25 protein-coding genes and 3 pseudogenes are annotated in these 26,761 nt (G+C 67.8%); 15 read left to right on the forward strand and 13 right to left on the reverse strand.

Features of this window, described 5'->3' with window-relative positions; all coding sequences use genetic code 11:
* Positions 1-564: pseudogene (locus H0X91_RS32195) on the reverse strand (DUF2339 domain-containing protein); the annotation flags it as partial.
* A 164-nt stretch (positions 565-728) separates the two neighbouring features.
* On the opposite strand from H0X91_RS32195, the gene H0X91_RS32200 reads away from it, so the two are divergent.
* The 6 genes and pseudogenes from H0X91_RS32200 to H0X91_RS32225 all read left to right on the forward strand — a co-directional run bounded on the left by H0X91_RS32200 (position 729) and on the right by H0X91_RS32225 (position 6,304).
* Complete coding sequence (locus H0X91_RS32200; protein ID WP_006489122.1) at positions 729-1,082, forward strand: hypothetical protein; 354 nt, start codon at positions 729-731, stop codon at positions 1,080-1,082.
* Positions 1,048-2,339 (forward strand): annotated as a pseudogene (locus tag H0X91_RS32205) (quaternary amine ABC transporter ATP-binding protein); the annotation flags it as partial. The gene H0X91_RS32200 and the pseudogene H0X91_RS32205, both read left to right, overlap by 35 nt.
* Positions 2,332-3,228: a choline ABC transporter permease subunit gene (choW, locus tag H0X91_RS32210; RefSeq protein WP_006491873.1), complete on the forward strand. Its 897-nt coding sequence runs from the start codon at positions 2,332-2,334 to the stop codon at positions 3,226-3,228. The pseudogene H0X91_RS32205 and the gene choW, both read left to right, overlap by 8 nt.
* A gap of 107 nt (positions 3,229-3,335) precedes the next feature.
* Positions 3,336-4,334 (forward strand): GlxA family transcriptional regulator, encoded by a 999-nt coding sequence (locus tag H0X91_RS32215; protein WP_006489109.1) that lies wholly within the window; start codon positions 3,336-3,338, stop codon positions 4,332-4,334.
* Positions 4,335-4,436: 102 nt separating this feature from the next.
* Positions 4,437-5,384 (forward strand): choline ABC transporter substrate-binding protein, encoded by a 948-nt coding sequence (locus H0X91_RS32220; protein WP_006496815.1) that lies wholly within the window; start codon positions 4,437-4,439, stop codon positions 5,382-5,384.
* A gap of 293 nt (positions 5,385-5,677) precedes the next feature.
* Entirely contained in the window at positions 5,678-6,304 is a 627-nt protein-coding gene (locus H0X91_RS32225) for a trimeric intracellular cation channel family protein (RefSeq protein ID WP_196433678.1), read from the forward strand.
* A gap of 9 nt (positions 6,305-6,313) precedes the next feature.
* Here H0X91_RS32225 and H0X91_RS32230 read toward each other — a convergent pair whose 3' ends face one another.
* A complete protein-coding gene (locus H0X91_RS32230; protein WP_012493547.1) occupies positions 6,314-6,739 on the reverse strand; it encodes a PACE efflux transporter in 426 nt (141 codons plus the stop codon).
* A gap of 137 nt (positions 6,740-6,876) precedes the next feature.
* Between H0X91_RS32230 and H0X91_RS32235 the strand changes: the two genes are divergently transcribed.
* Positions 6,877-7,821, forward strand: a complete 945-nt coding sequence (locus tag H0X91_RS32235) for a LysR substrate-binding domain-containing protein (protein WP_006496818.1) — start codon at positions 6,877-6,879, stop codon at positions 7,819-7,821.
* On the opposite strand, the gene H0X91_RS32240 is transcribed toward H0X91_RS32235, so the two are convergent.
* The 3 genes from H0X91_RS32240 to H0X91_RS32250 all read right to left on the reverse strand — a co-directional run bounded on the left by H0X91_RS32240 (position 7,808) and on the right by H0X91_RS32250 (position 10,090).
* Positions 7,808-8,956: a WD40/YVTN/BNR-like repeat-containing protein gene (locus H0X91_RS32240; protein WP_196433676.1), complete on the reverse strand. Its 1,149-nt coding sequence runs from the start codon at positions 8,954-8,956 to the stop codon at positions 7,808-7,810. The two genes, H0X91_RS32235 and H0X91_RS32240, sit on opposite strands and share 14 nt — an antisense overlap.
* A gap of 73 nt (positions 8,957-9,029) precedes the next feature.
* A complete protein-coding gene (locus H0X91_RS32245; RefSeq protein ID WP_058903498.1) occupies positions 9,030-9,299 on the reverse strand; it encodes a MoaD/ThiS family protein in 270 nt (89 codons plus the stop codon).
* Positions 9,300-9,400: 101 nt separating this feature from the next.
* Positions 9,401-10,090: an aspartyl/asparaginyl beta-hydroxylase domain-containing protein gene (locus H0X91_RS32250; protein ID WP_006489133.1), complete on the reverse strand. Its 690-nt coding sequence runs from the start codon at positions 10,088-10,090 to the stop codon at positions 9,401-9,403.
* Between the two features lie 205 nt (positions 10,091-10,295).
* On the opposite strand from H0X91_RS32250, the gene H0X91_RS32255 reads away from it, so the two are divergent.
* Together H0X91_RS32255 and H0X91_RS32260 are read left to right on the forward strand one after the other, a co-directional pair.
* The gene (locus H0X91_RS32255; RefSeq protein WP_006489118.1) at positions 10,296-10,640 is read left to right on the forward strand and encodes a DUF4148 domain-containing protein; all 345 of its coding nucleotides are present in this window, start codon (positions 10,296-10,298) and stop codon (positions 10,638-10,640) included.
* 71 nt (positions 10,641-10,711) lie between these two features.
* Positions 10,712-10,987: a DUF4148 domain-containing protein gene (locus H0X91_RS32260; RefSeq protein ID WP_058903496.1), complete on the forward strand. Its 276-nt coding sequence runs from the start codon at positions 10,712-10,714 to the stop codon at positions 10,985-10,987.
* 252 nt (positions 10,988-11,239) lie between these two features.
* On the opposite strand, the gene denD is transcribed toward H0X91_RS32260, so the two are convergent.
* The 8 genes and pseudogenes from denD to H0X91_RS32300 all read right to left on the reverse strand — a co-directional run bounded on the left by denD (position 11,240) and on the right by H0X91_RS32300 (position 19,426).
* Complete coding sequence (gene denD, locus H0X91_RS32265) at positions 11,240-12,211, reverse strand: D-erythronate dehydrogenase (RefSeq protein WP_006496821.1); 972 nt, start codon at positions 12,209-12,211, stop codon at positions 11,240-11,242.
* 28 nt (positions 12,212-12,239) lie between these two features.
* On the reverse strand, positions 12,240-13,016 hold the full coding sequence (gene otnI, locus H0X91_RS32270) for a 2-oxo-tetronate isomerase (protein ID WP_006496822.1): 777 nt from the start codon (positions 13,014-13,016) through the stop codon (positions 12,240-12,242).
* Between the two features lie 75 nt (positions 13,017-13,091).
* Entirely contained in the window at positions 13,092-14,417 is a 1,326-nt protein-coding gene (locus H0X91_RS32275; protein WP_006489121.1) for an MFS transporter, read from the reverse strand.
* A 122-nt stretch (positions 14,418-14,539) separates the two neighbouring features.
* The gene (gene otnC / locus H0X91_RS32280; protein ID WP_006489112.1) at positions 14,540-15,178 is read right to left on the reverse strand and encodes a 3-oxo-tetronate 4-phosphate decarboxylase; all 639 of its coding nucleotides are present in this window, start codon (positions 15,176-15,178) and stop codon (positions 14,540-14,542) included.
* On the reverse strand, positions 15,175-16,476 hold the full coding sequence (gene otnK, locus H0X91_RS32285) for a 3-oxo-tetronate kinase (RefSeq protein WP_196433677.1): 1,302 nt from the start codon (positions 16,474-16,476) through the stop codon (positions 15,175-15,177). The genes otnC and otnK overlap by 4 nt, the downstream gene beginning before the upstream one ends.
* A gap of 19 nt (positions 16,477-16,495) precedes the next feature.
* A pseudogene (ltnD, locus tag H0X91_RS32290) lies at positions 16,496-17,407 on the reverse strand (L-threonate dehydrogenase); the annotation flags it as partial.
* Between the two features lie 49 nt (positions 17,408-17,456).
* On the reverse strand, positions 17,457-18,161 hold the full coding sequence (locus H0X91_RS32295) for a FadR/GntR family transcriptional regulator (RefSeq protein WP_006489135.1): 705 nt from the start codon (positions 18,159-18,161) through the stop codon (positions 17,457-17,459).
* Positions 18,162-18,352: 191 nt separating this feature from the next.
* Entirely contained in the window at positions 18,353-19,426 is a 1,074-nt protein-coding gene (locus tag H0X91_RS32300; protein ID WP_006489138.1) for a GlxA family transcriptional regulator, read from the reverse strand.
* Between the two features lie 285 nt (positions 19,427-19,711).
* Here H0X91_RS32300 and H0X91_RS32305 point away from each other — a divergent pair, with 285 nt between their 5' ends.
* The 6 genes from H0X91_RS32305 to H0X91_RS32330 are packed head-to-tail and all read left to right on the forward strand — an operon-like array spanning position 19,712 to position 26,759.
* Positions 19,712-21,097: an L-serine ammonia-lyase gene (locus H0X91_RS32305; protein WP_006496824.1), complete on the forward strand. Its 1,386-nt coding sequence runs from the start codon at positions 19,712-19,714 to the stop codon at positions 21,095-21,097.
* Positions 21,098-21,111: 14 nt separating this feature from the next.
* Complete coding sequence (locus tag H0X91_RS32310; RefSeq protein ID WP_006480591.1) at positions 21,112-22,356, forward strand: sarcosine oxidase subunit beta family protein; 1,245 nt, start codon at positions 21,112-21,114, stop codon at positions 22,354-22,356.
* Between the two features lie 21 nt (positions 22,357-22,377).
* Complete coding sequence (locus tag H0X91_RS32315; protein ID WP_034201959.1) at positions 22,378-22,692, forward strand: sarcosine oxidase subunit delta; 315 nt, start codon at positions 22,378-22,380, stop codon at positions 22,690-22,692.
* Complete coding sequence (locus tag H0X91_RS32320; protein ID WP_006489130.1) at positions 22,689-25,700, forward strand: sarcosine oxidase subunit alpha family protein; 3,012 nt, start codon at positions 22,689-22,691, stop codon at positions 25,698-25,700. The genes H0X91_RS32315 and H0X91_RS32320 overlap by 4 nt, the downstream gene beginning before the upstream one ends.
* Positions 25,690-26,322: a sarcosine oxidase subunit gamma gene (locus tag H0X91_RS32325; RefSeq protein ID WP_006496827.1), complete on the forward strand. Its 633-nt coding sequence runs from the start codon at positions 25,690-25,692 to the stop codon at positions 26,320-26,322. The genes H0X91_RS32320 and H0X91_RS32325 overlap by 11 nt, the downstream gene beginning before the upstream one ends.
* Positions 26,319-26,759: a dihydroneopterin aldolase gene (locus H0X91_RS32330; RefSeq protein ID WP_006489139.1), complete on the forward strand. Its 441-nt coding sequence runs from the start codon at positions 26,319-26,321 to the stop codon at positions 26,757-26,759. Before H0X91_RS32325 ends, H0X91_RS32330 begins: the two co-directional genes overlap by 4 nt.
* Positions 26,760-26,761 lie beyond the last annotated feature (2 nt).

The raw sequence follows: 26,761 nt of genomic DNA on the forward strand, positions 1-26,761 counted from the left end.
GGGTGCGGGCGGGACAGCGCGGGCCGGTGCGGCCGGGGGGATCGTCGTGGTGTCGACGGGGGCAGGCGCGGATGCGGCCGGGCGCGCGGCGGTTGCCGGCGCGAGCGTCGAGGCGGGCGCCGGTGCCGAGGTGGAGGCCGATGTACCTGCCCGTGCGACAGCAGGTTGCGCGGGTGGTACGGGCGGTGTCGGGGAGTGCGCCGGCAGCGGGGCGGATGTGGCGCTCGCCGAAGCCGTGTGCGCGATGCCGCCGGAAGTCGCCGCGCCGGCCGTCGCGCCCGCGAGTTGCGCACGCAGCGCGTCGAGTTCGCGCGTGAGCGTGTCGACGGTGGCTTCGAGGCGCGCGACGCGATCGGCGAGCGGTAACGGGGGCGGCGGCGTCGCGGAGACCGCGAACGCGTCGGGCGTGGCGCGCGGGTTCTGCTGCTTGCGTTGCCGCAGCGCGTGCCCGACGCAGAATCCGACGGCGGCCCCGAGCAGCGAGCCGCTCCCGGCCGAGAAATCCCCGATCAAGGCAGCGATGCCGCCCACGATGAAACCGATTACGGCGAATGCCCAGTTCAACGCCTTGCTCCCTCTCACTATCGTTATCGTCCTTCGATCGCGGATCGCACCGGATCGAGGCGGTTTCAGCACGGCCGGCAGGCGAACCGGCATGCGCGCGCCGTGCGGCTCGGCCCTCGTGCGAAAGGCCCGCGGCATCGTCGCGATCGGCGTGTTTGCGGGGAATGTATCACAGCGTGCCCGCGCCGAATTCCGGGGGTGACGCGGTATCGCGGCATGCGCCGTTCGGTGTCGCCATCCGGCTTTTTGCACGGTCATGCTTTTTACTGGCGAATGGATGCGCGCTTTCGTCTGAGCAGATCGACGCCGGAACGGACGTCGATTTGTCGCAAAACGACGCGTGCCCGATGCGACCTGACGCAAAACCTCATGTGCCGTTCGCCGCGCTGCTGCGCACAAGTCCGGCGGGCGATGCCCGTCGTTGCTGGCCGGGCGCGTATTGCGCTGCCGCAATCGGCGGCGCGGCCCGCCGGACGGGGCCGGAGGCTGTGTCGTATTTGCGCAAGCGTTTGTCGTAATTCGTCGGCAGGCCGGGGTTTTTTCTGGCAACTATGTAGGCACGCTATGACAAGCGCGAGTCCCCGCTACACGAGGAGAAGGTTTCGATGGATGCCCCCAAGGTTGTGGTCGAAGGTCTGTGCAAGGTGTTTGGAAGCAATCCGCAGCAGGCGCTCGACATGCTCGCCGCCGGCGCGACGAAGGACGATGTGCTCAAGCGCACCGGTCAGGTCGTCGGCGTGCACAACGTCTCCTTCGATGTGCAGGAAGGCGAAATTTTCGTGCTGATGGGCCTGTCCGGCTCCGGCAAGTCCACGCTGATCCGCCTCGTGAACCGGCTGGTCGATCCGAGCGCCGGCAAGGTGCTGATCGACGGGCTCGACGTCGCGTCGGCGCGCCGCTCGGCGCTGACCGCGCTGCGCCGCAAGGACATGAGCATGGTGTTTCAGTCGTTCGCGCTGATGCCGCATCGCACCGTCGTGTCGAATGCCGCGTTCGGGCTCGAAGTCGCGGGCATGGGCAAGAAGGAGCGCGAGCGCCGCGCGATGGAAGTGCTCGAGCAGGTCGGCCTCGCGCCGTTTTCGCACAAGCTGCCGTCCGAGCTGTCGGGCGGCATGCAGCAGCGCGTCGGCCTCGCCCGCGCGCTGGCCGTGAACCCGTCGCTGATGATCATGGACGAGGCGTTTTCCGCACTCGATCCGCTCAAGCGCCGCGAAATGCAGGACGTGCTGCTGCAACTGCAGAAGGAACAGCGTCGCACGATCATGTTCGTGTCGCACGATCTGGAGGAAGCGCTGCGCATCGGCAACCGCATCGCGATCATGGAAGGCGGCCGCCTCGTGCAGGTCGGCACGCCGCAGGACATCATCGCGAACCCGGCCGACGATTACGTGCGCGCGTTCTTCGACGGCATCGACACCAGCCGCTATCTCACGGCCGGCGACCTGATGCAGACGGGCGCCGTGCCGCTCGTGTCGAAGTGCGATGCCGCGAACGTCGCGGCGTCGCTGAACGGCAGCGCCGAATACGCGTTCGTGCTCGATGCCCAGCGCAAGATCCGCGGCTTCGTCACGCGCGACGCGATCGGCCAGGACACGCCGTCCGTGCGGCCGATCGAAAGCATCCGGCGCGATGCGTCGCTCGACCATGTCGTCGCGCGCGTGGTCGCGAGCCCGAATGCACTGCCGGTCGTCGACGACGACGGCTGCTACTGCGGCTCGGTCGATCGCGCGCTCATCCTGAAGGCCATCACGCGTTCGCGAGGCTCCCATGTCTGAAATGATTCCGCTCGGTAGCTGGGTCGACCAGTCCGTTCACTACCTGCTCGACCACGACGCGAAGACGTTCGACGCGATCGGTCAGGCGATCGAAGGGCTCGCCGCATTCGTCGAGCATGGCCTGCAGGCGATCCCGATGTGGCTGATGATGGCGATCTTCATCGGCGTCGGGCTGTGGCGGGTGGGCTGGCGCTTCGCGCTGTTCACCACCGCGTCGCTGCTGCTGATCTTCGCGACCGGCTTCTGGGACCAGACGGTCATCACGCTCGGGCTCACGCTGTCGTCGACGATCATCAGCCTCGTGCTCGGCATTCCGCTCGGCATCTGGGCCGCGAAGAGCAAGTGGGTCGCCGCGATCGTGCGCCCGATCCTCGACCTGATGCAGACGATGCCGGCCTTCGTCTACCTGATTCCGGCCGCGATGCTGTTCGGTCTCGGCCGCGTGCCGGGGATCCTGTCGACGGTGATCTTCGCGATGCCGCCCGCGGTGCGCCTCACGAGCCTCGGCATCCGCCACGTGAACCGCGAGATCGTCGAAGCCGGCCAGGCGTTTGGCTGCACGCCGTGGCAACTGCTGTACAAGGTGCAGTTCCCGAACGCGCTGCCGTCGATCATGCAGGGCGTGAACCAGACGATCATGATGGCGCTGTCGATGGTGATCATCGCGTCGATGGTCGGCGCGGGCGGCCTCGGCAACGACGTGCTCGCGAGTATCCAGCGCCTGGACATCGGTCTCGGCTTCGAAAGCGGTCTGTCGGTCGTGCTGCTCGCGATCATTCTGGACCGCATCACCGAGAGCTTCGGCCGCGCACCGGGCACCGTGAAGGCGCCGCTGTTCTCCGGTCTCAAGCAGCTCTTTCGCGTGAAGGCCGCGCCCGCACAGGCCTGATCTTCGGCGGCCAGGAGCGACCTGGCCGCACACCCTGAATAGATAACGGTTCCCGCGGCTTCGGCCGCGGGGCTGGCCCCCTGCAACCTCCTCGCCAGGAGACCGATGTGACGTCCGCCGTCGCTGTCGCGCCCGCCGCCTGCGTTTCACCGGTTTCGTCCCTCGCCCATTTCGGCTTCCTGACGCTGCCGAACTTCTCGATGATCGCGTTCTCGAGCGCGGTCGAAGTGCTTCGGATGGCGAACTACGTCGGGCGGGCGGAACACTACAAGTGGTCGATCTACTCGCTCGACGGCGCGCCCGTGCATGCCAGTAACGGCATCGCGGTGCGGCCCACGCAGGCGCTCGACTACGACAACCTGCCCGACGTGATGATCGTGTGCGGCGGCATCCGCATCCGCGACGTGGTCGACGAGGGCGCGCGCGATACGCTCGCGGCGCTCGCCGAACGCGGGCTGCCGCTCGGCGGCATCTGCACGGGCGCCTATGCGCTGATGTCGAGCGGGTTGCTCGACGGCTATCGCTGCACCGTGCACTGGGAAAACCTGTCCGCGCTGCATTCCGAATTTCCGCGGGTGGGCTTTGCCGACGAGTTGTTCGTCGTCGATCGCGACCGGCTCACCTGCACCGGCGGCACCGCGCCGCTCGACCTGATGCTGAACCTCGTCGGCATGCGCTTCGGCCAGCAACTGGCCGCGCAGGTATCCGAGCAGTTCATCCTCGAGCGCATCCGCAGTTCGACCGATACGCAGCCGATTCCGGTCGATGCGCGGGTGGGCTTCTCGCGCGCGGAGCTGATCGAGGTCGTGCGGCTGATGGAGGCGAACATCGAGGAGCCGCTGTCGCTCGAGGAACTCGCGCGGCTCGTGCGGCTGTCGCAGCGGCATCTGCAGCGCATGTTCAAGGTGTACCTGAACGTCTCGCCGACCCACTATTACCTGACGCTGCGCCTGAAGCGCGCACGCGACCTGCTGCGCACGACCGATGCATCGATCGCGCGCGTGACGACGGTCTGCGGGTTTCATTCGCCGTGTCATTTCAGCAAGGCATACCGCGCGCAGTTCGGCCATGCGCCGAGCTACGAGCGCCGGCTGCCGGGGCGCTGAACGGGCGGTCATTCGGTCCGCGACGTCGCCGGGATCGCGGCGCGCGGCTTCAATAAACGATCCCGCATTCAAGCAAACGACATCACTTTGAGGAGAAGCAAGATGAAGCGCCTATTGATCGCAGCGGTGTGCGGGATCGGGATGACCGCGCCGATGTCGGCCGTTTATGCGGCCGATCCGCCCGTATGCAAGAACGTGCGCTTCGCCGATGTCGGCTGGTCCGACATCGCGGCGACCACGGGCCTCGCGTCGACGATGCTGCAGGGGCTCGGCTACAACCCGACGAAGACGATCGCGTCGGTGCCGATCACGTTCGCCGGGATCAAGAGCAAGCAGATCGACGTGTTCCTCGGCTACTGGTCGCCGACGATGGACCCGATCATCCAGCCGTTCACGAAGGCCGGCACGATCAAGGTGCTCGCGACGCCCAACCTGACCGGCGCGAAATACACGCTCGCGGTGCCCGACTACGTGTACCAGGGCGGCCTGAAGTCGTTCGCGGACATCCAGAAGTACGCGGACAAGCTCAACGGCAAGATCTACGGGATCGAGCCGGGCAACGACGGCAATGCGCTGATCAAGAAGATGATCGACGGCAACCAGTTCGGCCTCGGCAAGTTCAAGCTGGTCGAGTCGAGCGAGGCCGGGATGCTGGTCGAGGTGAATCGCGCGATCCGCGACAAGCAGTGGATCGTGTTCCTCGGCTGGGAACCGCATCCGATGAACGTGCAGATGAAGATCGACTACCTGACCGGCGGCGACGACGTGTTCGGCCCGAACTACGGCGAGGCGAAGGTGCTGACGGCGACGCCGCCCGACTACTCGCAGCGCTGCCCGAACGTCGCGAAGTTCGTGTCGAACCTGCAGTTCACGACGTCGATCGAGAACCACGTGATGGTGCCGATCATGAACAAGCAGGATCCGAACAAGGCCGCCGCCGAATGGCTGAAGGCGAATCCGCAAGCCCTCGACAAGTGGCTCGCGGGCGTGACGACGCTCGACGGCAAGCCGGGCCTGCCGGCGGTGAAGGCGTACCTCGGCGTGCATTGACGGTGACCTGTCGGGCTTGGCGGTTGCGACCCAAAACCTGACGTGCATGATGAGCCGGCGCAAGCAGGGTGCCCTGCTTGCGCCGGTTTTTTGCTGCCCGCTTCGCGCTTGGCCCGACCGCCGGCCGGCGATGCGCTAGACTGCTCGATCCCGATCGAGGAGACGGCAATGACCCGCAGCACGCTCGATACATCCGGATGGCAATCGGCAGCCGCCACGCGGCCGAATGGCGCGACCGCTTCGGTCGATGCAGGCTGCAACCGGGCGATCCCGCACCGCGGCCGTTCATTCGCATGAAGCGCATCGAGCAAGTCGTGCTCGCCGCCGATCTCGCGGGCACGGCGGTGTTCGCGATCGAGGGCGCCAATGCGGCGATCGGCGCCGGACTCGACCTGTTCGGGGTGATGGTGCTGTCGCTCGTCGTCGCGCTTGGCGGCGGCGTGATTCGCGACCTGCTGATCGGCGCCCGCCCGCCGAGCGCCGTGAGCGACTGGCGTTATCCGGCGCTTGCGTTCGCCGCCGGGCTGTTCGCATTCGTGTTTCATGCGCGGGTCGCGTCGTTCCCGCCGTCGCTGCTGACGGCGCTCGATGCGGCCGGCCTCGCGCTGTTCGCGGTCGCGGGCGCGGTGAAGGCGCTGGAATTTCGCGTCCACCCGTTCATCGCCACGCTCATGGGCGCCGTGACCGGCTGCGGAGGCGGCGTGGTGCGCGATCTGCTGCTCGCACGGATACCGGTCGTGCTGGTCACCGACATCTACGCGAGCGCGGCGCTGCTCGGTGCGGTCGTCGTCGTGTCGTGCCGGCGACTCGGTTGGCCGCCCGTCGTCGCGGCCGTGCTGGGCGGCGTCGCGTGCTTTGCGCTGCGAATGGCGGCGGTGCGCTTCGGCTGGCAGTTGCCGAAAATTGCCGCGGGGGCGTAAGCGCCCGACTCACGATCCCTTCGTCGCCGCCGGCACGTCGAACACGCGATCGAACGCCCACTGGAACACGAACGCGTAGCAGAAGAAGAACGCGAACAGCCCGATGTCGACGACGAACGCGTCGAACCACGAGATGTCGAGCCACCCCGACACGACCGGCACGAGGATGAAGATCAGTCCGCCCTCGAATCCGGTGGCGTGCAGGATGCGCCGCCCGAGCGTACGCGCCGGCTGTCGGCGCGACGCTTCCCAGCGCTCGAACAGTGCGTTGAAGATCAGGTTCCACAGCATCGCGATCGCCGACATCGTCGCCGACAGCGCACCCGAATAGACGAGGTCCTGCTTGAAGATCGCCGCGATCACGGGCGAGATGCAGGAAATGGCGATCGCTTCGTAGAGCACCGCCTGCGTGATCCTGCGCGGTAGGCCTTGCACGGGTTCCTCCGGTTCGACGGCGGCGTCATGCCGCAACGTCCCGCAAGGCTAGCCGCGTTGCGCACCCGCTTCAATTCACCTAATCTCACCCGGATTGAATCCAATTCAACCCGGCCGCATCCGGCCCGCGAGGCTCCGTGTTCTCGAAAATTCCCCTGACCGCATTACGTGTATTCGAAGCGTCGGCACGGCTCGGCACGTTCAAGGCTGCCGCGGACGAGTTGTCCGTGACGCCGGCGGCCGTGTCGCACCAGATCAAGGCGCTCGAGAGCCGCGTCGGCGTGCTGCTGTTCGAGCGCGGCGCGGGCGGCGTGCGGCTGACCGAAGAAGGCGAGCGGCTGTTTCGCGCGAGTCACGATGCGTTGCTGGCGTTGAGCCGCGGGCTCGACGCGGTGCGTCCGGAGGCGGCCGACGAGCGCACGCTCGTGCTGACCACGACGCCGGCCTTTGCGGCGATGTGGCTGATTCCGCGTCTCGGTGCGTTTCGCCGCGTCGATCCGCATCTGCACATCAAGGTCGAAACCGGAAACGCGCTCGTCGATCTCGAACGCGATGCACGGATCGATCTCGCGATTCGCGCGACGTCGCGCCAGTTTCCCGCGCTGCACGAGATTGCGTTGATCGACGAGTACTTCGGCGCGTATGCGGCCGCCGGGTTCGATGCGCATCGCACGGACGCGCCGCTCGATCTGATCGAGACCGTGTGGGACACGCCGCTGCCCGTGTCGGTCGACTGGGCGTCGTGGTGCCGTGCGGCGGGCCGGGAAGCGTGGCTCGAACGCGCGGTGTTTCGCCATTACGACGACGAGCATTACGCGTTGCAGGCCGTGCTGCACGGGCAGGGTGTCGCGCTGCTCAGCTCCGTGCTGGCCGCCGAGCATGTCGAGCGCGGCGCATTGATGCCGATCGATCCCGCGGTGCGGCTCGACGGCGCGCGCTTCGTCGCGCTGTGCCGGCCGGGGCGGGAGCGCGAGCCGCAGGTCAGGCGGTTTCTCGACTGGCTCGAAGCGGAAATCGCCCGGACCCGCGACGCGGTGGCGCGGATCGCGCCCGATGAGCGCCGCGCCGCTACCCGAAGCTGACGCAATACACCGGCGGCAAGTGCGCCGATATCTGTTGCCAGTGCTCGCCGCCATCGGCAGACGTCCATAATCCGCCCGTCGTCGACGCCATCGCGAGGCGCGTGCCGGAATCGTCCACCGCGAGCCCGTGCCGGTACACGAGGTCGTACGCCGGCGCGGCCGGCAACCCGTTCGACAGACTCTCGAAACTGCGGCCGCCGTCGCGCGTGCGCGTGACGACGAACCGGCCGTTCACCGGGATCCGGCACGCGTCCTTCACGGCCGGCACGAACCACGCGGTATCCGGTTCGTGCGGATGCACGGCCACCGCGAAACCGAAGCTCGACGGCTCGGCCTCGATGCGCCGCCAGTGTTCGCCGCCGTCGGTCGAGCGGAAGATCGCGCAGTGATGCTGGGTCCACAGCACGTCCGGGTTGGCCGCGCACTGCACGACGCGGTGCGGATCCTGCATGTTCGGCTCGCCGCGCCGCTCGGGCGGCATGTAGTCGGCTTCCATGCCTTCCGCCGTGACGCGCCAGGTCGCGCCGCCGTCGACGGTCTGCCAGACGCCGCCGCACGAGACGCCGACGGTGACGTGCCGGCTGTCGCGCGGATCGACCATCACCGAATGGATGCCCGGCGCGTCGTACCCGCCGCCGCCCCATTCGGCGCGTTCGGGGCGATCCCACAGCGCGCGGTTGAGGACCCACGAGTCGCCGTGGTCGTCGGAGCGGAACAGGCCGCCGGGAATCGTGCCGGCCCACAGCACGCCGGGTTCGTCCGCGCCGCCGGCTTCGAGCGACCAGATTTGCTGCAGCGTCCACGGCGGTTGCGGCGATCCGGCAGGCTCGTCGTCGGTGTCGCCGCTGCCTGCGCGCGTGTCGGCACGGGCAGGCGACACATCGGCTGGCTGCGGCGGATAAACCGGAACCGCGCATTCCTCCCAGTCGGTGGCGCCTGCGCGCAGCCGATGCAGCTTCACGCCGAAATGACCGAGATTGAGCGCCGCGTACAGCGTGCCGTCGCGCGGATCGGCGAGCGCCATGCTGACGGGCTCGCCGACGAAATGCGGTTCGCCGGGCGTCCAGCCGCCGTTGCCGTCCGGTTGCAGGACGAACAGGCCCTTGCGGGTGGCGACGAGCAGTCGATCGTTCATGTGCGATGTCTCCGGATGGTTCGCCTTGGTACGGCGGCACTTGGTATGGGGATGCGCCCGTGCATCGGTCCCTTTATCCGCCGGTCAGCGCCTGCACGACATACACGCGGCTGGTGGTCCCGAGCGTATCGGACAGGCGCTGCCGGTCGCGGATCGGCTGGCCGTCGATGAACACCGACAGGTGCTTTCGCAGCGCGCCCTGGTCGTCGACGATGTAGCCGCGCAACCGTGGCTGCTCGCTGAAAATGGTGTCGAATGCTTCGCCGACCGTGTGCGCGTCGATGTCGCGCTCGGGCGTTTCGACATGCCGCTGGATCGACGCGGCGAAGAAGAGGTGCGCCATGGCGGTAGCTGGCAGGAGCCGCACGAAGGGACGGCTTGTAGTGTAGGCGATCCGGCGCGCGCCGAAAGGTGCATTGAAGGCGCCGTGCAGGGTGGCGGCGGCTACACCGGAATCGACCGCCCCCGGATCCGGATCCCCAGCCGCACGACGCCGATCACCGCATTCGACAGCCAAGTGAGCCAGCGCGGCATCCCGCGGCGGCGGATATCGAGCAGCAGCACGATCCGCACCGCGTCGCTGTCGTTCCACACCTCGTGCGTGAACGTGTCGTCCCACAGCAGGAAGCGGCCTTCGTCGAGCCGGTATTCGTGCCCGTCGACCTTCAGCACGGCGGCCGGCGTACCGTCCGCGCGCGTCGGCATCGACAGCACGAGATACCCGCGCAGGATGCCGCGAAACGGCCCGCGATGCGGCGGGATGTGCTTGCCGGGCGCGAGGAACGACAGCGACGCGGACAGCACGTCCGGCGACGCCGCGACGAGCGACGCGACGGTCGGGCAGCGCGACAGGTTGCGCGGAAACGGCTGCCCGTACGCCTGCATGATGAACATGCGCCAGTCGCGTGCGTCGTTGGCCGAGATGTCGTACTGCTCGCGCATGATTTCGTGAAAGCGCGGGATGCGCGGCATGTCGCGTGCTACCGCCAGCGCCTCCGCGCGGATCGCGGGCCACGCGCGCACGAAACGTTCGGCATCCGGGAATGCGGCCGCGTCGAGCACCGCACCGCTGTCGATATGGCGGTCGTACAGCGTGCGCAGCAGGGCGGCTGCATGGTCGTAGGCGGCGGACATGGGCGATCGATGGGCGGTCCGGATGAAGTGCTGGTCAGTCTGCCGAAGCGCGACGGGCATTGCGTTACGTCAGGTTACGCCGGCTGACGAATGAATGACAGTTGAATGTCCGGCCGGCGCGAATGGCAAGCCGGGAATAAACACGACCCCTCCGTCGTCATACGGGTGTAGCACGTCGTCTCGTTGATCGATGAAGGAGTGGAACATGAATACGCAATGGCTGGTGGCCGCCACGGTGGCGGCAATGTCTCTCGCAGGTGTCGCGACGCAAGCGTCGGCACAGGCGCTCACGCGCGAGCAGGTCCGGCAGGAACTGATCGATGCCGAAAACAACGGGTTGCGCTTCGTGACCGATACGTCGTATCCGGACGTAAGCCCGCTGTTTCAGCATCAAGCCGAGCGGATGCCGCAGCGGCAGGCCAGCACGGCGGTCGGCAGCGATCCGGCCTTGTCGTCCGAAGCGGGCAAGCCGGCGGCGATGTCGCCGCGTCCGGGCACCGCCGCATGCGTCGGCCCCGCGAGCTTCTGCACGATCTATTTCGGCAGCTGATCCACCCGCCTGCATGCGCAGCTCACGCCTGTCCCATGGTTGATCGGTACATCACGTTGAAGGAGTTCATGATGAAAATATATGTCGCACTACTGATGATGATCGGTGCGCTCGCCGGTCAGTCGGCGTTCGCGCAAGCGGCCGCCCCGCTGACGCGTGCGCAGGTCCGCGACGAACTGATGCGTCTCGAAGCGGCCGGGTACGACCCGGCGAAGGGCGACGACGGCGAGTATCCGGCCGACATCCAGGCTGCGGAAGCGAAGCTCGCCGAGCAGGATCGGGCGCGCATGGCGGCGTCGGCGACGCCGGCGGCCGAACCCGGCATGCCGGCGCAGGTCGGCAACTAGGGGCCGACATGTCCCCGTGTGGCGAGAGACCGCCGGCATCGCGACAGAGCGAGGCGCGCGCGCTGCGGGTCGCGCGGATACGAATCGTGTGGAGCGGGGGGGCGGTGTCGTCCCGGCGCCGATGCGTGCTTCATGCCGGCGCTCGCGCTCGACGCGAAGCGTCCGGGTAGGCCGGCACGCGGGCGGGACGCGACGCGCGTCGTGGCGCGTCGGAAAGTCCGGCCGGGCCGCGTCGAGGCGGCCCGGCGCAAATCAGCGCCGTTCGTCCGCGATATGGCTGCGGATCACGTCCGCGAACGACGTGTCGCCCTTCAGCCCGAGCGCTTCCGCGCGCGACGTATCCCAGCGGCCCGGCCAGCTGCCGACGATCTTCTCGACGCGTTCGTCGGGCGCATGACGGATCAGCTTGACGACCTCGTCGCCCGCGACGTCGCGCAGCGCCGCGATCATCTCGTCGACCGACACCGACAGCCCCGGCAGGTTGATCACGCGCTTGTTGCCGAGCTTCGCGCTGTCGAGTTCACAGCCGGCGACGAGCGCTTCGATCGCGCCGCGCGGCGACAGCAGCCACAGCCGCGTCGAGCCGGGCACCGGGCACACGCTTTCCTCGCCGTTCAGCGGCTCGCGGATGATGCCGCTCGCGAACGACGACGCGGCCGCGTTCGGGCGGCCGGGCCGCACGCTGATGGTCGGCAGCCGCAGCACGCGGCCGTCGACGAAGCCGCGCCGCGCGTAATCGCACAGCAGCAGTTCGGCGATCGCCTTCTCGGCGCCGTACGACGATTGCGGGTTCAGCGCGGTGTCGTCCTGCACGACGTCGGGCAGCGCGCCGCCGTACACCGCGACGGAGCTCGTGAACACGACACGCGGCTGGTGGCCGCGCGCGCGGCACACTTCGAGCAGCGTGCGCGATGCGTCGAGATTGATCCGCATGCCGAGATCGAAATCGGCTTCGGCTTGCCCGCTGACGATCGCCGCGAGGTGGAAGATCGCGCCCGTCTGCGTGTCGATCGCACTGTCGAGCACCGCGCGATCGGCGATGTCGCCGACGATCGACGTCACGCGCGCATCGCCGAAATCGCTGCCCTTGACGACGTCGAGCAGCACCAGCTCGTCGATCTTCTCGCTGCGACCGTCCGGGCCGGTCAATTCGCCGCGCTCGAGCAGCTTGCGCGCAAGACGCTGGCCGAGAAAGCCCGCGCCGCCGGTGATCAGTACTTTCATGTTGGTTGCCCTCTGAGGAATGCTTGAATTACAGGTACGGCTTGAGCCAGCCGAGGCCTTCCGACGTGCCGGCCTTCGGCCGATACTCGCAGCCGATCCAGCCGTCGTAGCCGAGTGCGTCGATCAGCGCGAACAGGTACGGGTAGTTGAGTTCGCCGACATCCGGCTCGTGGCGTTCAGGCACGCCCGCGATCTGGATATGGCCGATGCCCGCGAAATCGCGCTTGAGCTTCATCGCGAGATCGCCTTCGACGATCTGGCAGTGGTAGCAGTCGAACTGCACCTTCAGGTTCGGTGCACCGATTTCCGCGCGGATCGCCTGCGCGTCGTCCTGGCGGCTCAGGAAATAGCCGGGCATGTCGCGCTGGTTGATCGGCTCGATCAGGATCGTGATGCCGTGCGCGGCCGCCGCCTGCGCCGCATGACGCAGGTTCGCCAGGTAGGTGTCGCGATGGCGCGCGCGGTCGGCGCCCGGCGCGACCATGCCGGCCATCACGTGCAGCTTCCTGTTGCCGATCACGCGCGCATAGTCGAGCGCCTGGTCGATGCCGCGGCGGAATTCGTCCTCGCGGCCCGGCAGCGACGCAATGCCGCGTTCGCCCGCGGCCCAGTCGCCCGGCGGCGCGTTGAACAGCGCCTGTTCGAGGCCGTGCGCGTCGAGGCGCGCGCGGATGTCCTCGGCCGCGAAGTCGTACGGGAACAGGTACTCGACGGCCTTGAAACCGTCATGGGCGGCAGCGGCGAAGCGTTCGAGGAACGCATGCTCGGTATACATCATCGAGAGGTTGGCGGCGAAGCGGGGCATGGCAGCGGGTCCTGTGAATGAAGGGAGCGGGGCGCCGTGCGCCCCGCGTCGAATGATGAATCGGCCGGCGGCGGATCAGCGGTTCACGAGCTTGGGCGGCGTGAGCCATACCGCGATCGCGCCGAGCACGAGCATCGCCGCGAGCACGTACATGCCGGACGACGTGCTGTGCGTGACGTCCTTCAGGTAGCCGATCACGTACGGGCTCGCGAAACCGGCGAGGTTGCCGACCGAGTTGATGATCGCGATCCCGGCCGCGGCCGCGGAGCCGGCGAGGAACGCGGTCGGCAGCGACCAGAACAGCGGCGCGCAGGTCAGCACGCCGCCTGCCGCGAGCGACAGGAACACGATCGACACCGCCGTATTGTGCGAGTACGACGCGGCGACCGCAAACCCGATCGCGCCCATCAGCGCCGGCACGATCAGGTGCCAGCGGCGTTCGCGGCGCTTGTCCGCGCTGTGGCCGAACAGGTTCATCACGACGATCGCGACGACGAACGGAATCGCCGACAGCAGGCCGATCTGCAGCGTATCGGTGATGCCGGTCGATTTCACGAGCGTCGGCATCCAGAACGTGAGCCCGTACTGGCCGGTGACGAACGCGAAGTAGATCAGCGACATCCACCACATGCGCGGGTCCGAGAACACGGCCTTCAGCGAATGGCCGTGCTTCTGCTGTTCCTGCGGCTGCGCGGCGATCTCGTCTTCGAGCAACTGCTTCTCGCGCTCGTCGAGCCATTTCGCGCTGCGAATGCTGTTGTCGAGATACAGGATCGTCGCGATGCCGACGAGCACGGCCGGCACGGCTTCGATCATGAACATCCATTGCCAGCCGTGGAAGCCCGAGCCGCCGTGGAAGCGCTCCATGATCCAGCCCGACAGCGGGTTGCCGAAGATGCCCGACACCGGAATCGCGGACATGAACACCGCGATGATCTTCGCGCGGCGGTGTGACGGGAACCAGTACGTGAGGTACAGGATCACGCCCGGGTAGAAGCCGGCTTCCGCGAGGCCGAGCAGGAAGCGCAGCACGTAGAACTGCGTGGGCGTCTTCACGAACGCGAACAGCGCGGACAGCAGCCCCCACGTGATCATGATCCGCGCGATCCAGATGCGCGCGCCGATGCGGTGCATCAGCATGTTGCTCGGCAGTTCGAACAGGAAGTAGCCGAGGAAGAAAATCCCGGCGCCGAGCCCGAACACGGTTTCGCTGAATGCGAGATCCTGCGACATCTGCAGCTTGGCGAAGCCGACGTTCACGCGGTCGAGATACGCGACCACGTAGCAGAGCATCAGGAACGGCACGATGCGCCAGAACACTTTCTTGTAGGTGCGGTCGAGTTCGCCCGATTGGGCGGCCGCGGCGGGCGAGCGGCTTGCGGCCGCGTCGAGAGCAGTCATCGTCGTCTCCTGGACTATCGTGTACCGGCGGCGCGTACGCCGCCGGATCGTGTGTGTGCTGACGGAAGGGCCCGCGCACACGGCGGGCATGGGAAGCGGTGCGTGATCCGGACGGCGACGCGTTACCAGCGCGCGCCGAAGGTCTGGCGCAGTTCGTCGAGCGCGGCGTCGGACAGCGGTTCCGGCTTCGGCTGCGTCATCAGCCACAGCCGCGCGGTTTCCTCGAGCTCCTCGAGCGCATACGACGCGTGCGATACCGACGGCCCCCACATCACGGGGCCGAGGCGATCGAGCAGCACGCCGCGCACCTGGTCGGCCAGCGCCGCGACTTCGGCCGCGACGGCCGGGTCGCCGGGGCGGCGGTAACGGATCAGCGGAATGTGGCCGACCTTCATCACGTAGTACGGCGTGATCGGCGGCAGCACGTCGGTGTCGCGCCACACGCCCGCGAGCGTCAATGCGACGAGGTGCGTCGAATGCGTGTGGACGACGCCGTTTGCTGCGGCGTTGCGCGCATAGATGCCGCGATGCAGCGCGAGCGTCTTCGACGGCTTGCCGCCCGAGACGGGCTGCCCGTCGGCGCCGACTTTCGCGATGTCGTTCGGGTCGAGCCGGCCGAGGCAGGCGTCGGTTGGCGTGATCAGCCAGCCGTCATGCAGGCGCGCGCTGATGTTGCCGGCGCTGCCGACCGCATGGCCGCGCGCGTACAGGCTCGCGCCGACCACGCAGATCTCTTCGCGCAGTTTGGCTTCGTCGCTCATCGTGCGGCTCCGTCCAGCGCGCGCAGCGCCTTGTCGAAAAAGTCGGTCGTGCCGAAGTTGCCGGATTTCAGCGCGAGGCCGAGCGGCTGCGCGTCGATGGTGGCCGTGGCCGGCACGCCCGGATCGATCTGCGCGCCGATCTGCAGCGACTTCACGTCGAGCGCCTGCACGACTGCGCCGGACGTCTCGCCGCCGGCGACGACGAACTTGCGCACGCCGAGTTCGCGCAGCCCGCGGGCGATCGCCGCGAGCGTGCTTTCGACGAGATGGCCGGCCGCGTCGACGCCGAGCGCCTGCTGCACGGCTTTCACCTCGTCGGGCGTGGCCGTTGCATAGATCAGCACGGGCTGCGGCAGGTGCGAGCGCGCAAACGCGAGCGCCTGCTCGACGACGGGCTCGCCGCGCGAGGCCGCGAGCGGGTCGATGCGGAAACTCGGCCGCGTCGCGCGCCATGCGGCGACCTGTGCGTTGGTGGCTTTCGATGCGCTGCCGGCGAGCACGGCCGATAGGCCGTCGATGCGCGGCAGCGACGCCGCGTTGTCGCGCTCGGGCAATTGCTCCGCGCGGCGGAAATTCGCCGGCAGGCCGAGCGCGATGCCCGAGCCGCCGGTGACGAGCGGCAGGCCCGCGCACGCTTCGCCAAGCACGTACAGATCGCGGTCCGACAGCGCGTCGGCGATCGCGAAACGGGCGCCTTCCGCGCGCAGCTGGTCGATCCGCGCGCGCACGGCGGCCGCGCCGAGCGCGATCGTGTCGTAGCGGATCAGGCCGACCGGCGACTTCGTCTGCCGTTGCAGCACGCGCACGAGGTTCGCATCCTTCATCGGCGTGAGCGGATGATGTTCCATTCCCGATTCGTTCAGCAGCACGTCGCCGACGAACAGGTGGCCGCGGTAGATCGTGCGGCCATTTTCCGGGAACGCCGGGCACGCGATCGTGAAATCGCCGCCGGCCGCATCGAGCAGCGCGTCGGCCACCGGCCCGATGTTGCCCGCGTCGGTCGAATCGAACGTCGAGCAGTACTTGAAGAAGAACTGGCGGCACCCTTGCGCGCGCAACCATTCATACGCGGCGAGCGATTGCGCGACGGCGTCGGCGGCGGGGATCGTGCGCGACTTCAGCGCGACGACGATCGCGTCGGCGTCGACGATCGTGTCGGCAGCGGCGCCGTCGGCGGGCACGCCGATCGTCTGCACGGTGCGCATGCCGCTCTTGACGAGCATGTTCGCGAGATCGGTCGCGCCGGTGAAATCGTCGGCGATGCAGCCGAGCAGGGGACGGGAAGCGGAAGCGGTCATGGCGGGAACGTCGTTCGAATCAGCGGGCGGGCGGCAGCGTGATGCCGGGGAAAGTCTTGATCACGGCGGAATCGTCCTCGCCGCCGTGGCCGGCGCTCGACGCGCTCATGAACATCTGGTGCGCGGTGGCCGACAGCGGCAGCGGGAATTTGCTGCGGCGCGCGGTATCGAGCACGAGGCCGAGATCCTTCACGAAGATGTCGACGGCCGACAGCGGCGTGTAGTCGCCGTTCAGGATGTGCGGCACACGGTTCTCGAACATCCACGAATTGCCGGCGCTGTGCGTGATCACGTCGTACAGCGCGTCGGCATCGACGCCTTCGCGCAGGCCCAGCGCCATCGCCTCGGCGGCCGCCGCGATATGCACGCCGGCCAGCAACTGGTTGATGATCTTCACTTTCGAGCCGATGCCGTGCGCGTCGCCCAGGCGGTACACCTTGCCGGCGATCGCGGCGAGCACGTCCTCGCAGCCGGCATAGGCGGCGGCCGGGCCCGACGTCATCATCGTCATCTCGCCGGAGGCCGCGCGCGCGGCGCCGCCCGACACGGGCGCGTCGAGCATCTGCAGGCCGGCTGCCTCGATGCGCGCGCCGAGCGCGACCGCGAATTCGGGCGCGACGGTCGCGCTCGCGATCACGACGCCGCCCGGCTTCATCGCCGCGACCGCGCCGTGTTCGCCGAACAGCACCGTTTCCGTTTGCGCGGCATTGACGACGAGCGTGACGACGACGTCGCACTGCGCGCCGAGTTCGGCCGGCGTCGCACAGGCGATGCCGCCTTCGGCGGCGAACGCCTGCAGCACGGTGTCGCGCACGTCGCATGCGTGGACGCGCAGCCCGGCGCGCAGCAGCGAGCGTGCGACGCCGAGGCCCATCGCGCCGAGGCCGATGACTCCAACATTTCGTGACATGGTCAACCTTGATCGATTCGGGAGAGGTTCGTGACGGCGGCGCTGCCGGGAACGGCCGCGCCGCCGGCTTTCAGCAGATGCCGGCTTCCGCGAGACGGCGGGCGGCGTTGTACATGTGCGTGCGCGCCGCGTTGCGGGCGGCCATCGGGTCGCGCGCGCGGATCGCGTCGGCGATCGCCGCGTGTTCGTCGCGCACCTGGCGCGAGAAGTCCTCGCGCGTCGCTTCGTTGCGCCGCGTGACCTTCACGCCGGCTTCGAGGTACTGGTTCAGGAACTGCAACGTCTTCAGGAAATACGGGTTGCCGGTGACGGCCGCGATCGTGCGGTGGAACGCGACGTCTTCCGCGACACCGTCGCGCCCTTCGGCCACCGCTTCGTCGATCTTGCGCAGCGCGTCGTCGATGTCGGCCATGTCGTCGGCGGTGTGGTGCAGCGCGGCTTCGGCCGCGACTTCAGCCTCGATCGCGCGGCGTACCGCGAGCAGATGCGGCAGCGAGCTCGCCTCGACGGCTTCCGCGTAGTCGATCCGCAGCGGCCGGATCGCGCCGTGCTGGTTTACGAACACGCCGCTGCCCTGGCGCGGCTCGACCACGCCTTCGTTCTTCAGCCGCGAGATCGCCTCGCGGATCACGGTGCGGCTCACGCCGAATTCCTGCGCGAGCACGGCCTCGGTCGGCAGCTTGCCGGTGGCCGAGAAGCTGCCCACTTCGATCTGCTTGAGCAGTTGCTGCGCGACATGGTCGCTCATCGCGCGGGCGGGAATTTTCTCGAACATGATGCTCAGGTTTGTAAGGTGATGTGGTCATCATACAAATTTGAGCGGGCATCAGCATCCGGGATAACCCTCGTTTTACGGCGGCGAACGTCGGCTAAGTTGACTGGAACCGGTTCCAAAAGCGGCGAAACCGATGTGAACGTGTGTCGATCCGCAATCGACGGGGGAGGCGGATGCGCGCCCGGGGGCGTTCAGTCGGCGATGTCCTCGACCGGATCGGCCGACCCGTCGGGCGTCGCGGCGACTTCAGCCACGTCGCCGCCGCGCTCGCGATACGTCGCCGGCGGCACGCCGAACTGCTTGCGGAATTCGCGCCCGAGGTGCGACGCATCGGCGAATCCGCAGCTCGACGCGATATCGGCGACCGTGCGGTCCGAACTCGTCAGCAGCCACGCGGCGGTACGCAGCCGCACCTGTTTCGCGAAGGCCTGCGGACTCTTGCCGGTCTCCGCCTTGAACAGCCGTTCGAGCTGCCGCGTCGACAGGTCGAGCTTGCACGCGAGTTCCTCGAGCGGCAGCGCCCGCCCGACGTGCTGTTCCATCAGAAGAATCGCGCGCTTGACCTTCGGATGCGTCGCCGGTTCGAGGCCCGGCGGATGCGGCTGCGGCGCATTGCCTTTCTGCATCTCGCCGACCAGCAGGATGCGCAGCGCCTTCTGCACGGTCGCGTGATCGAAATGGCGCAGCAGGATCGCGGCGGCGACGTCGATCGACGCGCGGCCGCCCGAGCACGTGATCCGGCGCCGGTCGATCACGAACAGCCGGTCGGCGATCAGCAGGTCGGGATCGGCGGACGGAAAGCGCTCGATGAAATCCCAGTAATGGAACCAGCTCACGCAGGTGCGGTAGCCGTCGAGCACGCCGGCGCGCATCAACGTGAACACGCCGGTGCAGATGCCGACGACCGTCGCGCCGTCCGCCGCCGCGCGGCGGACGAAATCGAGCGTTTCAGGGCCGGCCTGCGGCCCCGAATGCAGCAGCCCGCCGACCACCACCACATAGTCGAACGGCTCGGCCGCGTCGAACGTCTCCCACGGCGTGATCTGGATCCCGCAACTCGCGCGCACCGGCGCGAGCGTCTCGCCGATCACGCTCCACGCGCAGCGCACCGGCTTGCTGTAGTCGCCGTCGTCGGCCGACAGCCGCAGCATGTCGACGAAGCCGGAGAAGGCCGTCAGCGTGAAGTTCGGCAGCAGCACGATGCCGAAGCGGATGCGCCGCGGCGCGGGTTCTGCGAGGGGGGAAGCGGGTACGTCGGGGGTCATCGCGGCCAATCTCGTCACGCCGGGCAGGCGGTCTCACTCGTTTCATTCGGTTTGCGGGTTACGGCTGCCGGGGCGGCGCGGATGCAGCCAGCGTCGCCGATCGGCCGCGGCCGGACTTGTGGTTTTTCGTCGCGAACCATCGCCAAAACGCACTTTCGGGCCGGCCGGCGCGGCGCTTGGCGGCGCTATCCCACGCCGATGCCGTTTTTGTTCTATCGGCCGATTTTACGCTTTGATGTACTGGGGCCCAACGACATTTCACGCATGCAACCCAAAGGAAGCCAGATGAACGTCAGCGCGTTCGACCTGTTCAAGATCGGCATCGGCCCGTCCAGTTCGCATACGGTCGGCCCGATGATCGCCGCGTGCCGCTTCGCGTCGCACGTCGAGGACGCGAACCTGCTCGGCTTCGTGCGCCGCGTGCGGGTCGAGCTGTACGGCTCGCTCGGTGCGACCGGCAAGGGCCACGGCACCGACAAGGCCGTGTTGCTCGGCCTCGAGGGCCACCTGCCCGACACGATCGATCCGGACCTGATCGAGCCGCGGCTCGCCGCGATCCGCGCGGAGAAGACGCTGTCGCTGCTCGGCAAGCAGACGGTGCGCTTCGACGAGAAGGAACACATCGGCTTCTATCGCAAGCTGATGAGCGGCACGAGCATCGTGCACCCGAACGGGATGCGCTTCCAGGCATTCGACGAACACGGCCAGTTGCTCGTCGAGAAGGAGTATTACTCGGTCGGCGGCGGCTTCGTCGTGAACCGCGACGGCGATCGCGTGAACGGCGTACGGGCGGCGGTCGACGTACCGTATCCGTTCCGCACCGGCGACGACCTGATGCGCCAGTGCCGCGAACACGGGCTGTCGATCGCCGAACTGATGCTGCGCAACGAATGCGCGCTGCGCCCCGCCGACGAAGTGCGCGCCGGGTTGCTCGCGATCTGGCGCACGATGGCCGCCTGCGTCGAGCGCGGCTGCAAGGTCGAGGGCGACCTGCCGGGACCGATGCGCGTGAAGCGTCGCGCGGCCGAGTTGAATGGCCGCCTGCGCGCCCGTTCGGAAGAGTCGCTGCGCGATCCGCTGTCGATGCTCGACTGGGTCAACCTGTATGCGATGGCCGTGAACGAAGAGAACGCGGCCGGCGGCCGGGTCGTCACCGCGCCGACCAACGGCGCGGCCGGCGTGATCCCCGCGGTGCTGCACTACTACGTGAAGTTCGTGCCGGGCTCGAACGAAGCCGGCATCGTCGAATTCCTGCTGACGGCCGCGGCGATCGGGATCATCTACAAGGAAACCGCGTCGATCTCCGGCGCGGAAGTCGGCTGCCAGGGCGAAGTGGGCGTCGCATGCTCGATGGCCGCCGCCGCGCTCGCCGCCGTGATGGGCGGCACGCCCGACCAGGTCGAGAACGCGGCCGAGATCGGCATGGAGCACAACCTCGGGATGACCTGCGACCCGGTCGGCGGGCTCGTGCAGATCCCGTGCATCGAGCGCAACGCGATGGGCGCGATCAAGGCGCTGAACGCATCGCGCATGGCGCTCAAGGGCAATGGCCAGCACTACGTATCGCTCGATTCCGTGATCAAGACGATGCGCGAAACCGGCGCCGACATGAAGACGAAATACAAGGAAACGTCGCGCGGCGGCCTCGCCGTGAACGTCATCGAATGCTAACGAAGGATCCAAACATGAGCCGCTACTCGATATTCAGCCTGTTCCGCAACGGCCTCTCGTATCACGAGAACTGGGAGAAGCAGTGGAAGAGCCCGGAGCCGAAGAAGGAATACGACGTCGTGATCGTCGGCGGTGGCGGCCACGGCCTCGCGACCGCGTACTACCTCGCGAAGGAACACGGGATCACGAACGTCGCGATCCTCGAGAAGGGCTGGATCGGCGGCGGCAACACCGCGCGCAACACGACGATCGTGCGCTCGAACTATCTGTGGGACGAATCGGCCGCGCTGTACGAGAAGGCGATGAAGCTGTGGGAAGGGCTGTCGCAGGACCTGAACTACAACGTGATGTTCAGCCAGCGCGGCGTGATGAACCTCGCGCACACGCTGCAGGACGTGCGCGACACCGAGCGCCGCGTGAACGCGAACCGGCTGAACGGTGTCGATGCCGAATTCCTGACGCCCGCGCAGATCAAGGAAATCGAGCCGACCATCAACCTGAACAGCCGCTACCCGGTGCTCGGCGCATCGATCCAGCGCCGTGCGGGTGTCGCGCGTCACGACGCGGTGGCCTGGGGCTTCGCACGCGGCGCGGACCGCGCCGGCGTGGATATCATCCAGAACTGCCAGGTCACGGGCATTCGCCGCGAAGGCGGCGCGGTGGTCGGCGTCGATACGGTGAAGGGCTTCATCAAGGCGAAGAAGGTCGCGGTGGTCGCCGCCGGCAACACGACGACGCTCGCCGACATGGCCGGCGTGCGTCTGCCGATCGAAAGCCACCCGCTGCAGGCGCTGGTGTCGGAGCCGATCAAGCCGGTCGTCAACTCGGTGATCATGTCGAACGCGGTGCACGCGTACATCAGCCAGTCCGACAAGGGCGACCTCGTGATCGGCGCCGGTATCGACCAGTACACGGGCTTCGGCCAGCGCGGCAGCTTCCACATCATCGAAAGCACGCTGCAGGCGATCGTCGAGATGTTCCCGGTGTTCTCGCGCGTGCGGATGAACCGCCAGTGGGGCGGCATCGTCGACGTGTCGCCGGACGCGTGCCCGATCATCACCAAGACCGACGTGAAGGGCCTCTATTTCAACTGCGGCTGGGGCACCGGCGGCTTCAAGGCGACGCCCGGCTCGGGCTGGGTGTTCGCGCACACGATCGCCCGCGACGAACCGCATCCGCTGAACGCACCGTTCGCGCTCGACCGCTTCTACACGGGCCATCTGATCGACGAGCACGGCGCCGCTGCCGTCGCGCACTAACCGCACTGAGGAGAAAGAAACATGTTGCTGATCGAATGTCCGTGGTGCGGGCCGCGCGCCGAATCCGAGTTCACGTGCGGCGGTGAAGCCGACATCGTGCGCCCGGTGGCGAACGAGACCATGACCGACCGCGAATGGGGCGAATACGTGTTCATGCGCGAGAACAAGCGCGGGCTCCACAAGGAGCAATGGCTGCACACGCAGGGCTGCCGCCGCTGGTTCAAGGTCACGCGCGACACGGTGACCTACGATATCAAGGGCTACGAAAAGTTCGGTGGGGCTGCCAACAGTGGCGCAGCTGCCGGCAACGCACACGAAGAGGGCACGAGCAAATGAGCCAGAAAGACCGCCTCGGCACCGGTGGCCGCATCAATCGCGCGATTCCGTTGACGTTCACGTTCAACGGCCGCACGTACCAGGGCTTCCAGGGCGACACGCTCGCGTCCGCGCTGCTCGCGAACGGCGTGCATTTCGTCGCGCGCAGTTTCAAGTACCACCGTCCGCGCGGGATCGTGACGGCGGACGTCGCGGAACCGAATGCCGTCGTGCAGCTCGAAACCGGCCCGTACACGGTGCCGAACGCGCGCGCGACCGAGATCGAGCTGTACCAGGGGCTCGTCGCGACCAGCGTGAACGCGGAGCCGACGCTCGAGAACGACAAGTACGCGATCAACCAGAAGTTCTCGCGCTTCATGCCGGCCGGGTTCTACTACAAGACCTTCATGTGGCCGCGCAACATGTGGCCGAAGTACGAAGAGAAGATCCGCGAAGCGGCTGGCCTCGGCAAGGCGCCCGAAGTGCTCGACGCCGATCGCTACGACAAATGCTACGCGCACTGCGACGTGCTCGTGGTCGGCGGTGGCCCGTCGGGCCTCGCCGCCGCGCATGCGGCCGCCACGGCCGGCGCGCGCGTGATTCTCGTCGACGACCAGCGCGAACTCGGCGGCAGCCTGCTGTCGTGCCGCGCGGAGATCGACGCGAAGCCCGCGCTGCAATGGGTCGAGAAGATCGAGGCCGAACTGCGCAAGCTGCCCGACGTGACGATCCTGTCGCGCAGCACCGCGTTCGGCTATCAGGACCACAACCTCGTGACGGTCACGCAACGCCTCACCGATCACCTGCCGGTGTCGATGCGCAAGGGTACGCGCGAATTGCTGTGGAAGGTCCGCGCGAAACGCGTGATCCTCGCGACCGGCGCGCACGAGCGGCCGATCGTGTTCGGCAACAACGACCTGCCGGGCGTGATGCTGGCGGGCGCGGTGTCGACCTACGTGCATCGCTTCGGCGTGCTGCCGGGCCGCAACGTGGTCGTGTTCACGAACAACGACCGCGCCTATCAGACCGCGCTCGACCTGAAGGCGTGCGGCGCGAAGGTGACGGTCGTCGATTCCCGCGCGTCGTCGAACGGCGCGCTGCCGGCCGCCGCGAAGCGGCAGGGCGTGACGGTGATGAGCGGCGCGGTCGTCACGGCCGCTTCGGGCAAGTGGCGCGTATCGTCGGTCGACGTCGCGTCCTACTCGAACGGCCAGACCGGCGGCAAGCTGCAGACGCTGCCGTGCGACCTCGTCGCGATGTCGGGCGGCTTCAGCCCGGTGCTGCACCTGTTCGCGCAATCGGGCGGCAAGGCGTGCTGGAACGACGAGAAGGCGTGCTTCCTGCCGGGCAAGCCCGTGCAGGCGGAAGCGAGCATCGGCGCGGCGGCCGGCGAATTCGGGCTCGCCCGTGCGCTGCGGCTCGCGGTGGATGCGGGCGTCGAAGCGGCGAAGGCCGCGGGCTTCACGGCCGCGCAGCGTCCGGCCGCACCGCAGGTCGCGGAAACCGTCGAAGGCGCGCTGCAGCCGTTGTGGCTCGTCGGCAGCCGCGAGGCGGCCGCGCGCGGGCCGAAGCAGTTCGTCGACTTCCAGAACGACGTTGCCGCCGCCGACATCCTGCTCGCCGCGCGCGAAGGCTTCGAATCGGTCGAGCACGTGAAGCGCTACACGGCGATGGGCTTCGGCACCGACCAGGGCAAGCTCGGCAACATCAACGGGATGGCGATCCTCGCGGGCGCGCTCGGCAAGACGATTCCGGAAACGGGCACGACGACGTTCCGCCCGAACTACACGCCCGTGTCGTTCGGCACGTTCGCGGGCCGCGAGACGGGCGACTTCCTCGACCCGATCCGCAAGACGGCCGTGCACGAATGGCACGTCGAGCACGGCGCGATGTTCGAGGACGTCGGCAACTGGAAGCGGCCGTGGTATTTCCCGAAGAACGGCGAGGATCTCCATGCGGCCGTGAAGCGCGAATGCCTCGCGGTGCGCAACGGCGTCGGCATTCTCGATGCGTCGACGCTCGGCAAGATCGACATCCAGGGCCCGGACGCGGTGAAGCTGCTGAACTGGATGTACACGAACCCGTGGAACAAGCTCGAGATCGGCAAGTGCCGCTACGGGCTGATGCTCGACGAAAACGGGATGGTGTTCGACGACGGCGTGACCGTGCGCCTCGCCGACCAGCATTTCATGATGACGACCACCACCGGCGGCGCGGCGCGCGTGCTGACGTGGCTCGAGCGCTGGCTGCAGACCGAATGGCCCGACATGAAGGTGCGGCTCGCGTCCGTCACCGATCACTGGGCGACGTTCGCGGTGGTCGGCCCGAAGAGCCGCAAGGTCGTGCAGAAGGTGTGCCAGGACATCGACTTCGGCAATGAGGCGTTCCCGTTCATGAGCTACCGCAACGGCACGGTTGCCGGCGCGAAGGCGCGCGTGATGCGGATCAGCTTCTCGGGCGAACTCGCCTACGAAGTGAACGTGCCGGCGAATGCGGGCCGCGCGGTGTGGGAAGCGCTGATGGCGGCCGGCGCCGAGTTCGACATCACGCCGTACGGCACGGAAACGATGCACGTGCTGCGCGCGGAGAAGGGCTACATCATCGTCGGCCAGGACACCGACGGCTCGATCACGCCGTACGACCTCGGGATGGGCGGGCTCGTCGCGAAGTCGAAGGACTTCCTCGGCAAGCGTTCGCTGTCGCGTTCGGATACCGCGAAGGAAGGCCGCAAGCAGTTCGTCGGCCTGCTGACCGAAGACGAACAGTTCGTGCTGCCGGAAGGCGCGCAGATCGTCGCGAAGGACACGCAGGTGTCGGCGGTCGATCCGACGCCGATGATCGGCCACGTGACGTCCAGCTACTACAGCCCGATCCTGAAGCGCTCGATCGCGCTCGCGGTGGTGAAGGGCGGCCTGAACAAGATGGGCGAGAGCGTCGTGATTCCGCTGGCCAATGGCAAGCGCATCACCGCGAAGATTTCGAGCCCGGTTTTCTACGATACCGAAGGGGTGCGTCAGCATGTGGAATGAAACGAGAAACCAGACGCAGGTGGCGGGTGCGGGCGGCGTGACGCTTGAATCGCCGTTCGTCGGCGCGGCCGACGTGCTGAAGGCGCACCAGGCGCGCGTATCGAAGAAGTTCACGCTGCGCGAGCGGCCGTTCCTCGATCTCGTCAACGTGCGCGGCGAGTTGAACGATCCGGCATTCGTCGCCGCGTTCGAGCGCGTGGTGGGCTGCCGGCCGCCCGCGCAGCCGAACACGGTGGCGCGCGGCGCCGAGTACGACGTGCTGTGGCTCGGCCCCGACGAATGGCTCGTGCGGTCGAACGGGCCGGTTCAGGCCGGCGTGCTCGAGGCGAAGCTGGCGGAGGCCGTGCAGGGCTCGTACGCGGCGGCCGTCGACGTCGGCAGCGGCTATACGGTCGTCGAGATCAGCGGCGAACGCGTGCGCGACGTGATCGCGCGCGGCTGCCCGCTCGACCTGCATCCGCGCGTGTTCAAGCCGGGCCAGTGCGCGCAGTCGCACTACTTCAAGTCGCCGATCACGCTGATCCCGACCGGCGACGACACGTTCGAGATCGTCCTGCGTCGCAGCTTCGCCGACTATTTCGTGCGCATCATGCTCGACGCCGCGGCGCCGCTCGTCTCATGAAGCCGTTCGACGAACCGTTCGTGGCGATCGACGCGCCGCGCCTGCGCGGGCGCGGCTGGAGCGTGTTCGTCGACGAACTGAAGGTGCCCGCGCGGATCGGCATTCACGCGCACGAGCACGAGGCGCCGCAGCCGATCGTGATCGATGCGCGGCTCGGGTATCGCTGCGAGCCGAGCGAGCAGGGCGAGTGGATCGATTACGACGGGTACTGCGCGCGCGTGGCGTCGTTTCTGGCGCACAAGCCGCATACGCGGTTGCTGGAGACGCTCGTCGCCGATCTCGCGGTGCTGTCGTTCCGCGAATGGCCGGCGCTGGAATCGCTGACGCTGTCGATGTACAAGCCGAAGATCCGGCCGGGGACGAAGCGCGTGGGCGTGTCGCTCGACTGGACGCGCGGAGATTACCTGCGGTGGACGGGGGCGGCGGGGCAGCTTTGATC

It is taken from the genome of Burkholderia sp. 9777_1386, from assembly GCF_015712265.1.
GTDB lineage: Bacteria > Pseudomonadota > Gammaproteobacteria > Burkholderiales > Burkholderiaceae > Burkholderia > Burkholderia cenocepacia.

Excerpts from the sequence above, each read along its gene's own strand:
- H0X91_RS32200 (WP_006489122.1), top strand. The coding sequence starts at position 729 with ATGTATCACAGCGTGCCCGCGCCGAATTCCGGGGGTGACGCGGTATCG.
- choW (WP_006491873.1), top strand. The coding sequence starts at position 2,332 with ATGTCTGAAATGATTCCGCTCGGTAGCTGGGTCGACCAGTCCGTTCAC.
- H0X91_RS32220 (WP_006496815.1), top strand. The coding sequence starts at position 4,437 with ATGAAGCGCCTATTGATCGCAGCGGTGTGCGGGATCGGGATGACCGCG.
- H0X91_RS32225 (WP_196433678.1), top strand. The coding sequence starts at position 5,678 with ATGAAGCGCATCGAGCAAGTCGTGCTCGCCGCCGATCTCGCGGGCACG.
- H0X91_RS32240 (WP_196433676.1), bottom strand. The coding sequence starts at position 8,956 with ATGAACGATCGACTGCTCGTCGCCACCCGCAAGGGCCTGTTCGTCCTG.
- H0X91_RS32245 (WP_058903498.1), bottom strand. The coding sequence starts at position 9,299 with ATGGCGCACCTCTTCTTCGCCGCGTCGATCCAGCGGCATGTCGAAACG.
- H0X91_RS32250 (WP_006489133.1), bottom strand. The coding sequence starts at position 10,090 with ATGTCCGCCGCCTACGACCATGCAGCCGCCCTGCTGCGCACGCTGTAC.
- H0X91_RS32255 (WP_006489118.1), top strand. The coding sequence starts at position 10,296 with ATGAATACGCAATGGCTGGTGGCCGCCACGGTGGCGGCAATGTCTCTC.
- H0X91_RS32260 (WP_058903496.1), top strand. The coding sequence starts at position 10,712 with ATGAAAATATATGTCGCACTACTGATGATGATCGGTGCGCTCGCCGGT.
- denD (WP_006496821.1), bottom strand. The coding sequence starts at position 12,211 with ATGAAAGTACTGATCACCGGCGGCGCGGGCTTTCTCGGCCAGCGTCTT.
- otnI (WP_006496822.1), bottom strand. The coding sequence starts at position 13,016 with ATGCCCCGCTTCGCCGCCAACCTCTCGATGATGTATACCGAGCATGCG.
- H0X91_RS32275 (WP_006489121.1), bottom strand. The coding sequence starts at position 14,417 with ATGACTGCTCTCGACGCGGCCGCAAGCCGCTCGCCCGCCGCGGCCGCC.
- otnC (WP_006489112.1), bottom strand. The coding sequence starts at position 15,178 with ATGAGCGACGAAGCCAAACTGCGCGAAGAGATCTGCGTGGTCGGCGCG.
- otnK (WP_196433677.1), bottom strand. The coding sequence starts at position 16,476 with ATGACCGCTTCCGCTTCCCGTCCCCTGCTCGGCTGCATCGCCGACGAT.
- H0X91_RS32295 (WP_006489135.1), bottom strand. The coding sequence starts at position 18,161 with ATGTTCGAGAAAATTCCCGCCCGCGCGATGAGCGACCATGTCGCGCAG.
- H0X91_RS32300 (WP_006489138.1), bottom strand. The coding sequence starts at position 19,426 with ATGACCCCCGACGTACCCGCTTCCCCCCTCGCAGAACCCGCGCCGCGG.
- H0X91_RS32305 (WP_006496824.1), top strand. The coding sequence starts at position 19,712 with ATGAACGTCAGCGCGTTCGACCTGTTCAAGATCGGCATCGGCCCGTCC.
- H0X91_RS32310 (WP_006480591.1), top strand. The coding sequence starts at position 21,112 with ATGAGCCGCTACTCGATATTCAGCCTGTTCCGCAACGGCCTCTCGTAT.
- H0X91_RS32315 (WP_034201959.1), top strand. The coding sequence starts at position 22,378 with ATGTTGCTGATCGAATGTCCGTGGTGCGGGCCGCGCGCCGAATCCGAG.
- H0X91_RS32320 (WP_006489130.1), top strand. The coding sequence starts at position 22,689 with ATGAGCCAGAAAGACCGCCTCGGCACCGGTGGCCGCATCAATCGCGCG.
- H0X91_RS32325 (WP_006496827.1), top strand. The coding sequence starts at position 25,690 with ATGTGGAATGAAACGAGAAACCAGACGCAGGTGGCGGGTGCGGGCGGC.
- H0X91_RS32330 (WP_006489139.1), top strand. The coding sequence starts at position 26,319 with ATGAAGCCGTTCGACGAACCGTTCGTGGCGATCGACGCGCCGCGCCTG.